This window comes from Gordonia sp. GN26, from assembly GCF_054823965.1.
In genome coordinates, this window is sequence record NZ_JSYC01000151.1 from 103906 (window position 1) to 115746 (window position 11841).

At 67.9% G+C, this 11841-nt stretch carries 9 protein-coding genes; 5 read left to right on the top strand and 4 right to left on the bottom strand.

Annotated features, from left to right (window positions below):
* The first annotated feature begins 10 nt into the window (after window positions 1–10).
* Window positions 11–691, top strand: a complete 681-nt coding sequence (locus OK17_RS21160; RefSeq protein ID WP_461418661.1) for a 3-oxoacid CoA-transferase subunit B — start codon at window positions 11–13, stop codon at window positions 689–691.
* On the opposite strand, the gene OK17_RS21165 is transcribed toward OK17_RS21160, so the two are convergent.
* Genes OK17_RS21165 through benA form a run of 4 tightly spaced genes read right to left on the bottom strand, consistent with a single transcriptional unit; the run spans window position 637 to window position 8114 of the window.
* Window positions 637–3360, bottom strand: coding sequence for a helix-turn-helix transcriptional regulator (locus OK17_RS21165; RefSeq protein WP_461418662.1), 2724 nt, complete (start codon window positions 3358–3360; stop codon window positions 637–639). The two genes, OK17_RS21160 and OK17_RS21165, sit on opposite strands and share 55 nt — an antisense overlap.
* Window positions 3361–3382: 22 nt before the next feature.
* On the bottom strand, window positions 3383–6163 hold the full coding sequence (gene benC, locus OK17_RS21170) for a benzoate 1,2-dioxygenase electron transfer component BenC (protein WP_461418663.1): 2781 nt from the start codon (window positions 6161–6163) through the stop codon (window positions 3383–3385).
* Window positions 6164–6174: 11 nt separating this feature from the next.
* Complete coding sequence (benB, locus tag OK17_RS21175) at window positions 6175–6714, bottom strand: benzoate 1,2-dioxygenase small subunit (protein WP_461418664.1); 540 nt, start codon at window positions 6712–6714, stop codon at window positions 6175–6177.
* A gap of 11 nt (window positions 6715–6725) precedes the next feature.
* Window positions 6726–8114: a benzoate 1,2-dioxygenase large subunit gene (gene benA / locus OK17_RS21180; protein WP_461418665.1), complete on the bottom strand. Its 1389-nt coding sequence runs from the start codon at window positions 8112–8114 to the stop codon at window positions 6726–6728.
* Between the two features lie 230 nt (window positions 8115–8344).
* Here benA and OK17_RS21185 point away from each other — a divergent pair, with 230 nt between their 5' ends.
* The 4 genes from OK17_RS21185 to catC all read left to right on the top strand — a co-directional run bounded on the left by OK17_RS21185 (window position 8345) and on the right by catC (window position 11603).
* Window positions 8345–9277, top strand: a complete 933-nt coding sequence (locus OK17_RS21185) for a LysR family transcriptional regulator (RefSeq protein ID WP_461418666.1) — start codon at window positions 8345–8347, stop codon at window positions 9275–9277.
* Window positions 9274–10380, top strand: coding sequence for a mandelate racemase/muconate lactonizing enzyme family protein (locus tag OK17_RS21190; protein ID WP_461418667.1), 1107 nt, complete (start codon window positions 9274–9276; stop codon window positions 10378–10380). The genes OK17_RS21185 and OK17_RS21190 overlap by 4 nt, the downstream gene beginning before the upstream one ends.
* Before the next feature lie 75 nt (window positions 10381–10455).
* Window positions 10456–11322: a catechol 1,2-dioxygenase gene (gene catA / locus OK17_RS21195; protein WP_461418668.1), complete on the top strand. Its 867-nt coding sequence runs from the start codon at window positions 10456–10458 to the stop codon at window positions 11320–11322.
* On the top strand, window positions 11322–11603 hold the full coding sequence (catC, locus tag OK17_RS21200) for a muconolactone Delta-isomerase (RefSeq protein WP_006867540.1): 282 nt from the start codon (window positions 11322–11324) through the stop codon (window positions 11601–11603). Before catA ends, catC begins: the two co-directional genes overlap by 1 nt.
* Window positions 11604–11841 lie beyond the last annotated feature (238 nt).

Sequence of the window (11841 nt, forward strand, 5' to 3'; positions counted from 1 at the left end):
GAGAGCTGCCATGACCTGGAACCGGAACGAGATGGCCGCCCGCGCGGCGAAGGAACTCACCCGCGGCGACTACGTCAACCTCGGGATCGGCCTGCCGACCCTGATCCCCGACCACATGCCCGACGACTCCGGCATCTTCCTGCACGCCGAGAACGGCATCCTCGGCGTCGGTCCCTTCCCCTACGACGACGAGGTCGATCCCGACCTGATCAACGCCGGCAAGCAGACCGTGTCGGTGCTGCCCGGCGCGTCGTACTTCGACTCCGCAGCCAGCTTCGCGATGATCCGCGGCGGACACGTCGACGTGGCCGTTCTCGGCGGCATGCAGGTGGCCATGAACGGCGACCTCGCCAACTGGATGGTGCCCGGCGCGCTCGTGAAGGGCATCGGTGGCGCGATGGACCTCGTCAACGGCGCCGGCAAGGTGATCGTCCTGATGGAGCACGTGACCAAGAAGGGCGAACCGAAGCTCCTCGACCACTGCGCCCTGCCGCTGACCGGTCGCGGGATGGTCAGTCGGGTCATCACCGATCTCGGTGTGTTCGACGTCGCCGGAACGGGTTTCGACGTCGTCGAGTTAGCGCCGGGGGTCGACTTCCACACCGTCGCCGAGAAAACCGGAGCGCCGCTGGTCGATCAGCGCCGCGATGCGGCCAGCTCCGCGCGCGACCGCAGCCCGAGCTTCGCATAGATCCGGGTCAGGTGGTACTGCACCGTCTTCGGTGAGATGAACAGTTCGGCGGCCACCTCGCGGTTCGACAGTCCGCGGGCCACGAGGGCGGTCACCGCCTCCTCCTGCGGGGTGAGCTCGCCGGCGTCCTTCGGTGCGCCGTCGCGGTCGGGCCGTGACGTGATCAGCCCGCCGGCCTTCAGCTCCCGGTCGCACCGTTCGACGAAAGCGGTCGCCCCCAGGGACAGGTAGAGCTCACGGGCAGTACCGATGACGGTGTCGGCGGCGCGTCTCTTGCCGGCCCGGCGCAGGGTCTGCCCGTAGGCGAAGTTGACCCGGGCCTGGTCGTAGCGGAGTCCGAGGCCGTCGAGCAGTTCGAGTCCCTCCTCGAAGGTCCGACGCGCTCCGTGGATGTCGCCGGTGGCGCCGAGGTGTCGGCCGCGCGCGTACTTCAGACGTGCCGACTCCGAGCGGTGGCCGCGCTCGGCGACACGGGCCTCGTACCGACTGAGCAGACGATCCGCGTCGTCGATGCGGCCCTCGATCACCTGGGCGTTCGCGAGTACGTCCACCCATGTCCACATTCCCGGTTCCGACAGGGCGGGAACGGTTTCGGCCATCGTGACGAGCGGTGTGAGAATCCGGGTGACCTTCGCATACTCGGCGGCCGCCTCGGCGCGGTGGGCGCGGGCGAGGATCTCGGGGATGCGCATGATCTCGTAGTCGCCGATCGAGATGGAGCTGTGGGCGATGTGCTGATCGGCCTGCTCCCAGTGCCCGCGTGACGAATGGATCTGGCATGCGGTCCAGTCGAGGAGCGGGGTGGCGAGCTCGATGCCGCTGCTCCGGGCGAGGGCGAGGCCGGCGTCGACCCCGCGCATGGCCTCGTCCCAGTCGCCGGTGAGGAATTGGACGCGGGCCAGCCAGGCCAACGCCCACAACGAGATCCGGGTGGAGCCGCCCAGCTGGGCCATCGACACGGCGGCCTCGAGATTGGTACGGGCGGCGTCGATCTCGTCGAGACTGAGTTGCAGCCAGCCGCGTCCCATCGTGGCGCGTTGTGCCTGCGCGCCGTAGCGGATGCGCTCGGTGATCGAATCGTATTCCGCGCGGGCCGCTTCCGGCCGGCCCGACCAGGCGAGGCCGAGACCGCGGATCACCGCGGCCTCGATGCGGGCGGCGGAGCCCTCCACCGCCATCTCCATCGCGCGGTCGGCCCAGGCCACCAGCTCTGCACCCTGGCAACGCACGAGGTTGTGCAGGACGTATCGCTGTGCGATGAGTGCGGCGGTGTCGGGTTCACGCTGGACGTTGACGATGCCCCAGGCGCGATCGAGTCGGAGTTGCGCCTCCGACGACCGTCCCCGCAGGATGGCCAGGTAGGCGAGGGTCGCATTGCGCAGCGGTGTCTCGCGGAGGCTCTCGACGGTCGGGACGAGTGCCCCGGCTCCGACGCAATCACCCGCCGCGAGAAGGGAATCGACCGCGAGCGTGACCCGGGTATCCCGTTCGAGCGTGTCGGGGGTGAGGCGACCGGCCTGGCGGTAGAGGCGGGCGGCCTCGGCCCAGGCCCCCTCGGCGCCGCGCGTGCGGGCGAGGCCGGCCAGGTCGTCGGCCAGGTCGGCGTCCGGGGTGGGTGTGGCGGCGACCCGGTGATGGAGGCGACGGGCCGGATCGGTGACCACCTCCGCGGCCCGGCGATGGGCCTCGCCGACGGCGGTCATGCCCATGATCTCGAGGACGGCCGCCCGGACCAGGGGGGTGGTCAGCCGCGGCTGCGCCTCCGCGGGCGTCAGGGCGCCGTCGGAGGTGACCAGGGTGGACCTTCGGGCATCGTCGATGGCCCGCAACGGATCGTCGACGCCGGAGAGATCGATCGCGGTGGAGAGCGGCTCGTTCGCGTCGAGGATGGCGAGGGCCTCGATGAGTGCGCGTGCGGGGGTTTCCGGAGCGGGAAGTGCGGCCCGGACCTCGTCGACGACACGTCGTGGGGCGGGGAGACGGCCGCCGCTGCGCGCCCAGGTCCCGGTGGGTACCTCGTCGAGCAGTGCGACGATGTCGCGCGGGTTCCCGCGCGTGTGGGCGGTCAGCTCGTCGCGCATCACCGGGTGCAGCAGGATCCCGCGCTGCGCGGCGATCTCGGAGGCCGCGTCCGGGCCGACGCCGTCCAGTCGGAGCTCGTCGAATGTCGTTCCCGCCAACCGGATGCCCGGACGGCCGGTCGTGACCACGATCAGGATGCGGCGAGACCGGTGCTCGCGGGTGAGCGTGATCAGAGCCTGGAGTGACTCCTCGTCCGCGGAGTCGGCATCGTCGACCGCAATGAGTGTCGGCTGTTCGTCGGTGTCCGGGATCACCGCGAGGAGGCGCTCGGCGAGTTCGTCGGGGTTCGTCGGCGTGGCGCCGGTGGTGTCCTGCGTCAGCTGCCGGATCAGCGGTCCCGGGGACCTCGACTGCCACGGGGACGCCTGCGCGACAAGCGTGTGTGCGTCGCCCGCTGTTCGGCGGTGGAGGTCGACCATCCGGTTCAGGAGCGTCGACTTGCCGATGCCGGGGTCGCCGGTCACGACCAGGAGATCCGTACCCGAGATCTCGCGGAGACGTTCGGTGAGGACGCCGACCTCACGGTCGCGGCCGGCACACACGGTGGAGATGACCATGTGGGTGGTGTCCCGGCCGGCGACCGTCATCGTCCCATCCTAGGACCGGGCGCTACCCGGTATCGCCACCCGCGACGGGCAGTACCGTGCCGGTGATGTACGACGCCTCGTCCGAGGCGAGGAAACAGATCGCCGCCGCCTGCTCGTCGAGGCTGCCGTATCGACGCATCAGCGACGACGAGAGCGTCTGGTCGATGTGTGCCTGGAACCACTGGGCCTCCACCTCGTTGCGCGGCTCGGGGGTGCCGCGTGAGATGCGCCGCGGGGGAGCCTCGGTGCCGCCCGGAGCGGTGGCTACCACCCGGATGCCATCATCGGCGTACTCCATGGCCAGCGAGGCCGTCATCGCGTTGACCGCGCCCTTGGCGGCCGAATACGGGATGCGGTTGATCCCTCGGGTGGCCGCCGAGGAGACGTTGACGATGACCCCGCCACCGCGGGAGACCATCGAGGGCAACGCCGCGCGACAGGCGAACAGCGTTGTCATCAGGGAGCGGTCGATCTCCGCGCGGATCTGGGCGTCGGTGAACTCGACGAAGGGTTTGAAGTTGATGGCTCCGCCGACGTTGTTGATCAGCACGTCGACGCGACCGTACGACGAGACCGCGCGCCGTATCACCGACTCCGCTCCGTCGTAGCTCTCCAGGTCGGCGATCGCCGACACCGCACCGGGACCGGTCGTGTCGAGATCGTGCGCGACCTCGTCGACGAGCCCGGACCGGTCGGCCACGACAACCTTCCCACCCTCGGCACTGATCCGACGTGCGACCTGTTCGCCGATGCCCTGGGCCGCACCGGTGATGACGACGACTTTGCCGGCGAAGCGGCCCGGGGTGACGAAACGCGGACGGCGAGCGGCCATCTCGTCGGACATCGCACGGCGCATCGTCTGCTTGGACCGGTCGGCGTGGGCCGAGATCAGGGCGCGGGCACCGTCGTGGTCGCCGGACTCGAAGGCGGTCACGATGTCCAGGTGGTCCTGGGCGCAGAGGGGGTGACACCAGGTCGCGTTGCGCAGGACCTCGCTCATCCGGCCCTTCACGCCGAGCGCCTTGTACGCCTCGAGCAGATGGTCGTTGCCGGTCAGGGTGAACAAGTAGTCATGGAACGCGGCATTGGTCTCGGTGTACTCGGCGGCGTCGACGAACCGTTCACCGTCCACATACGGGACCGTGGCGTCGGCCAGCAGGCGGTACCCGGCGAGCTGCTGCGTGGTCAGGCGCCCGAAAGTCAGTTCCAGCGCACCGAGTTCGAGAGCGGCGCGCGCTTCGAAGAGTGCGTCGGATTCGAAGATCGCCGGGTGTTCCTCACCGATCTGGTAGCCCTGCGAACCGACGACGGTGGACGTCGCGGCTTCGGGTGCGGGTTCCCGCGACTCCGAGGCCGGGACTGGTGACGCCGCCGCCGGTTCGTGCAGCGGGGCCACGTCACCGGGACGGAAGATCTCTTGTCCGGCGATGGCGCGGGCCGTCCCCGCGGGACGCAGCGTCCCCGCGTCCGAATCGAGTGCCGCATCGACGATCTCGCTCGGCCACATCCGCTGGCCGGCGATCCGGACGAGCGAGTCGTCGGCGGCCCGGGTGCCGGAACGGGCCGGTGCGTCTGGGAGATCGGCCGGCGGCAGAGTGATCTGCCCGGCGATCGCGCGGGCGTCCGGGCTGGCGATGATGCCTTCGTCCGTCGGAACCTCCGGTGCGGCAGGCGCGATCGGCGCGCCAGCCGGCGCGTTCTCACCCGGGGCGGCGGATGTCGCTGCCAGAGCGAATTTCTCGTAATAGAAGCCGGTCGGTTCGATCCCGGCCTCGGCGACGTGTTTGCGCACCGCCTCGACCATCGGCGGCGGACCGCAGAGGTAGATCGCGACATCGCCGTCGAAGAGATGTCCGGGTTCGATGAGGCTCATGACGTAACCCTTGTTGACCGCCGTGCTCGCGGGGTCGGACACGCAGTGGTCCCAGGTGAATCCGGGCAGCTTCCCGGCGAAGTACTCGATCTCGTCGAGCGCGACCAGGTCGGTGTCGGTGGAGACGCCGTAGATGAGGTGGACCTTGCGTCCGTTGTTGTCGGCGTGCAGCTTTCGCAGCATCGACAGGATCGGGGCCAGTCCGGTGCCGCCCGCCAGCAGCAGCACCGGCCGGCTCGCCTCGCGGAGAAAGAACGATCCGTGGGGTCCGGTGAAGGAGATCTGTTCGCCACACGTCGCGCGATCGGTCAGATACGTCGACATCGCGCCACCGGGGGTCAACTTGATCAGGAAGATCAGACGATCCTCGTGCGGTCCGTTGGCGAACGAGTAGGAGCGGCTGACCGGCTCCCCGGAACCGTCGTCGGTGCCGGGGATCTCGATGTTGACGTACTGGCCGGGGAGGAACGCCAGCTCGCCCCGGTTCTCGATCCGGATCTCCAGGCGCATCGTCGACTCGGAGAGGCGTTCGAGTTCGACGACGGTCCCGGTGAACCGGGAGGCCTGGGTCTTGGCGATGTCCGATGTGGCCGGGACCTGCAGCACCAGATCGGATCTCGGTTTCATACAACACGGGAGAGCGAAGCCCTCGGCCGACTCGTCGTCGGACAGCGCATCCTCGATGTAGATCCCGCCGTCGTAATCGCCGGACTCGCAGAACGACTTACAGGTTCCGCACGCACCGTCACGGCAGTCCAGCGGGATGTTGATGCGCTGCCGATACGACGCGTCGGCGACGGTCTGGTCCTCGCGGCAGGTGATGAACCGGGTGACCCCGTCCTCGAAGGACAGGGCGACCTGGTGCGTCGGTGTCCCGTCGTCTGCGTGGTCGGCGGTGGTGCCGACGCCCTGATCGGTGGTGACAGTCATTTCAACGCGTCCTAGAAGTGGTAGATGTCCACCACGTGGTGGATGTAGTCGTTCTTCAGCACGATCGTCTTGCGTCGGATCAACGGCTGATCGCCCGAGAAGTCGATGGTGTAGAACGACGTGCCGTAGTACGGGTCGATCGTGTGGTAGCGGAAATACATGGTGTGCCAGTTGAACCGGACGTCGATGAGATCGCCGCGCCGGTCGATGACCTCGACGTTGCTGATGTTGTGACTGGTCCGTGGCTCGGGGAGTGAGGTCGCCGACGACCGTTCGGTCCGGATGCGGAACACGCGGTCCTCGAGCCCGCCCTTGTTGCCGTAGTAGATCAGCGAGATCTCCCGCTGCGGATCCTCGGTCAGGCGGTCGTCGTCGTCCCACGACGGCATCCAGTAGACGACGTCGTCGGCGTAACACTCGAGCCACTTCTCGAACTCGCGGTCGTCGAGATAGCGCGCCTCGCGGTAGAGGAACTGCTCGATCATGTTCTGGGTGATCAGTTTTCCGCCGGCCTCGGTCCCGGTCGCGGCGTTGGTCTCTGCGGTCGTCATCGCGTTCCCCTTCAGTGGTTCTCGGCTGCGGTGGTGGAGTGCTCTTCGGCGGCGGCCGCGGCGCGCATCGTCTCCAGCCAGTAGCCGTGCTGGACGGGGTAGAGACCCTCGTCCTCGTTCTTGACGCCCGCCGAGATGACGCCGGTCATGCCCAGCGATTCGGCGACCTCGTCCGGTCCGGTCAGCCAGTGCTCGGCACCGCGGCTCATGTCGTTCCAGGGCGCGGCCTGCGCCCGGAAGGTGAGCTGGCAGGAGCGGAACTCCTCGAGGTCATCTGGCGTCGCCATACCCGAGGCGTTGAAGAAGTCCTCGTACTGGCGGATGCGGTGCGCGCGTGCGGCGTCGCTCTCCCCCTTGGGGGCGATGCAGTAGATGGTCACCTCGGTCTTGTCCGGCGCGATCGGCCGGAAATGGCGGATCTGCGTCGAGAACTGGTCCATCAGATAGACATTCGGGTACAGGCACAGGTTGCGCGAACCCTTGACCATGAACTCGCCCTTGGCGTCGCCGTGGGTCTTCTTGAGCTCGTCCATCTTGTCCCACAGCGGGCGGTCCTGAGGATTGGCGGCCCAGGTCCACAGGCAGAGGTGGCCGTTGGGGTACGACCAGTAGCCGCCGCCGGACTTGCCCCAGCCACCGGCGTCGAGTGCCTTGGTGTCGTTCTTCGACTCTCCGGTGCTGCGTCGCGAGGTGGTGGCCGCGTAATTCCAGTGGGTCGCGGTGACGTGGTACCCGTCCGCGCCGTTCTCGGCCTGGACCTTCCAGTTGCCGTCGAAGGTGTAGGTCGATGCGCCGCGCACCACCTCGAGCCCGTCGGGGGACTGGTCGACGAGCATGTCGATCACCAGTCGGGTGTCGCCGAGGTGATCTTCGAGCGACTGCACGTCGTCGTTGAGGCTGCCGAACAGGAAGCCTCGGTAACTGTCGAAACGCGCGACCTTGGTCAGGTTGTGCGAACCGTTGACGTCGAAGGTGTCGGGGTATCCGGCCCCCTCGGGGTCCTTGACCTTCAGCAGGGTGCCGTCGTTGCGGAACGTCCAGCCGTGGAACGGGCAGGTGAGCGTCATCCGGTTGTCGGTCTTGCGACGGCAGATCATCGCACCGCGATGGGCGCACGCGTTGATGAGGCAGTGGAGCTCACCGCTCTTGTCGCGGGTGATGACCACGGGTTGCCGGCCGATGTAGGTGGTGAAGTAGTCGCCGGGGTTGGGCACCTGACTCTCGTGGGCCAGGTAGATCCAGTTGCCCTCGAAGATGTGCTTCATCTCGAGTTCGAAGATGTCCTCGTCGGTGAAGATACGGCGGTTGGCGCGGTAGACGCCGGCGGTCCGGTCATCGACGACGGCGTCGTCGAGGACCGTGTTCACGTGGTTCAGGTGCTCCGAAACGGACGCGGTCATGGTCGATAAACCTCCAGATATGGGCTGTTCACTGCACTCTGGCACCACGTGGCGGCGATCACACCAGGGCATTCGCCGGTCCTGACCTAGGTGCCCATTGATAAAGAGCCTCGATCAATGAGGCCACCACAGGTCTTTGTCATGTATGTATCCCGCGATCTACCGTGTGTAGGACGTGGTCCGGGTCACACCGGATCGCGGAGAGGATTCCGACGACAAAAGGCGAGGTCATGGAGCTGAGGCACCTGCGCTACTTCGCAGCGGTCGCCGACACCTGCCATTTCGGTCAGGCTGCGGCAACCCTGCACGTGGCCCAGCCGGCGCTCTCCTATGCCATTCGCCAGCTCGAGGCCGAGCTCGATGTCACGCTCTTCGTCCGCACCACCCGGCAGGTCTCGCTCACCCCCGCGGGGGAGTATCTGCGCGCCCAGGCCGAGCGCATCCTGGCCGGGGTCGACGAAGCGGTCGACGGGGTCCGGCGAATCGCCGCCGGACGCAGCGGCCTCGTCCGGCTCGGCCTGACCGGAATCGCTGCGTTCTCGCACCTGCCCCGGATCGCCCGGGTCGTCAAGCGTGAGCTCCCCGACGTGGACCTCCACATCCGGTCCGACATGCTGACCCCCGGTCAGTGCGACGCCCTGCGGGCCGGCGCGATCGACCTCGGGCTCCTGCGTCCGCCGGCCATCGGTGACGACATCGAGACCCGGGTCATCGACCACGAGCCGCTCGTCCTCGCGGTGTCGGCGGATCACCGCCTCGCCGTGGAACCGGTGGTGTCGGCCGTCGACCTCCGCAACGAACCCTTCGTGATGTACGACAGCCGTGACTCGGCCGTCAACGACGCCGCGATGCGGACCTGTCGCGCAGCGGGTTTCGTCCCTCAGCGCGCCCACCAGGCGACCGGGACCACGGTCCTGCTCGCCCTGGTGGCCGCCGGTCTGGGGGTCGCGGTCCTGCCGGCCTCGGTGCGCGCATTGCCGCTCGACGGACTCGTCGTCCGAGATCTCGTCGACGCCGACACCGTCGAGGTCGCCCTCGCCTGGCGTCGCGGCGTCGACAACCCGGTCATCGCCGCGGTCGCCGACACCATCGCCGCCGCGTTCGAGACCACAGCCTTCGCACCCGCTCCTCAGCTCGGTGCCCGATTTGGAGATGAACGATGAAGATCACTCGCGTGGAAGCGATTCCATTCGCGATCCCGTACGTGAAGCCCTTGAGGTTCGCCTCGGGCGAGGTCCACGAGGCCAATCACGTCCTGGTGCGGGTACACACGGATACCGGCGTGGTCGGCGTCGCCGAGGCCCCGCCGCGCCCCTTCACCTACGGCGAGACCCAGGCCGGGATCATCACCGTCATCGACACGATCTTCGCGCCTGCGATCGTCGGGCTGTCCCTCCTCGAACGAGAGGTGGTCGCCTCCCGGATGGCGCGGACCGTCGGCAACCCGGCAGCCAAATCCGCGGTGGACATGGCGATCTGGGACGCGCTCGGCAAGTCACTCGGCCTGCCCGTCGGCGACCTGCTCGGCGGTTTCACCGACCGGATGCGCGTCAGCCACATGCTCGGTTTCGCCGAACCGACCAAGATGGTCGCCGAGGCCGAGAAGATGGTCGACACCTACGGCATCCGCACCTTCAAGGTGAAGGTCGGCCGCCACCCGGTCACCCTCGACACCGCCGTCGTACGCGCACTGCGCGAGCGGTTCGGCGACGAGATCGAACTCTACGTCGACGGCAACCGCGGCTGGACCGCCGCGGAGTCCGCGCGCGCCATGAAGGAGATGTCGGACCTCGACCTCCTGTTCGCCGAAGAGCTCTGCGACGCAGCCGATGTGATGGGTCGCCGATGGCTCGTCGAGCAGCTCGACGTTCCGTTCATCGCCGACGAGTCGGTGCCGACGCCGGCCGACGTGACCCGCGAGATCCTCGGCCGGTCGGCCACCGCGATCAGCATCAAGACCGCCCGCACCGGCTTCACCACCTCGCGTCGGACCCACCACCTCGCCGAGGGGCTCGGCATCCCGGTGGTCATGGGCAACCAGATCGACGGCCAGGTCGGCACCGCGTGTGCGCTCGCGTTCGGCAGTGCCTTCGAACTGACCTCGCGCTACGCGGGCGAGCTGTCGAACTTCCTCGACATGAGCGATGACCTGCTCACCGAGCCCCTGCAGATCCGCGACGGCCACCTCCACCGGTCGACTGCGCCGGGCATCGGCTTCGAGATCGACCCGGACAAGCTCGAGCACTTCCGCACCGACAACAACTGAAGAACCTGAGAAGTACACCCCCACAGCGTGTTCCCCGGCAGCCCCGGGAACCGTGAACCCACCGAGGAGAAACTGATGACCACAGTCGAGCAGCGCCAGGAAGCGGCCACCGCCGCAGCCTCCGGAGCCTCCGCCACCGAGCGCTTCCACGCCGACAAGTCTCCCTTCGAGGCCGTCAAGGACACCCCGCCGGAGCGCGTCGCCACCCTGATCAACGACGTTCTCGCCGGTGTCCACGAGACCATCCGCAAGCACAAGGTCACCTACGACGAGTACAACGCCCTCAAGGCGTGGCTCATCAACGTCGGTCAGGACGGCGAATGGCCGCTGTTCCTCGACGTGTGGGTCGAGCACGTCGTCGAGGACGTCGCGACCGAACACCGCGAGGGCAACAAGGGCAGCATCGAGGGTCCGTACTACGTTCCGAACGCCCCTGAGCTGGGTTCGAAGGGCACCCTGCCGATGCGTGAGGGCGAGAAGGGCGATCGTCTGGTCTGGAACGGCCAGGTGCGCACGGTCGACGGCAAGGCCCTGTCCGGCGCCAAGGTCGAACTCTGGCACGCCGACGACGACGGCTACTACTCGCAGTTCGCACCGGGCATCCCCGAGTGGAACCTGCGCGGTACCTTCACCGCCGACGAGGAGGGCCGCTTCGAGATCACCACGGTCCGCCCGGCGCCGTACATGATCCCGACCGACGGCTCCTGCGGCAAGATGATCTCCGCCGCCGGCTGGCACCCGTGGCGTCCCGCGCACCTGCACCTGAAGGTCTCGGCTCCCGGTCACGAGCAGTTGACCGCGCAGCTGTACTTCCCGGGCGACGCGCACAACGACGACGACGTCGCCAGCGCGGTCAAGCCGGAACTGATCCTCGATCCGCAGGATGACGGCCAGGGCGGCTACACCGTGGCCTACGACTTCGTCCTCGATCCGGAGAAGTGATGCTGTTCCACGTTCGGATGGACGTCAACATCCCCGACGACCTCGACCCGGATGTCCGGGCCGAGACCGTGGCCCGGGAGAAGGCGTACTCCCAGGACTTGCAGCGTTCCGGCAAGTGGCCGCACATCTGGCGGATCGTCGGCGAGTATTCGAACTACTCGATCTTCGACGTCGAATCCAACGACGAGCTGCACACGCTTCTGTCCGGGCTGCCGTTGTTCCCGTATATGGACATCAAGGTCACGCCGCTCGCGAAGCACCCGTCGGACATCAACGCCTGACCTCGATACGGTCCTCGGGTAGCCCCTCGGACCTACTCGGCCAGCGGTGGATATTCCCCCGCTGGCCGAGTGCTTTGTCTGCTCGTTGAGTAGGCACGAGCGCAGCCGAGGGGCCCTCCTGCTCGTTGAGTAGGCGACGAGCGCAGCGAGGAGCCGTATCGAAACGACGCCCCGCTGTCAGCCCTGCGCGCGCAACGTGAACATCGTGATCTCCGGCGGTGCGAGGACCCGCACAGGC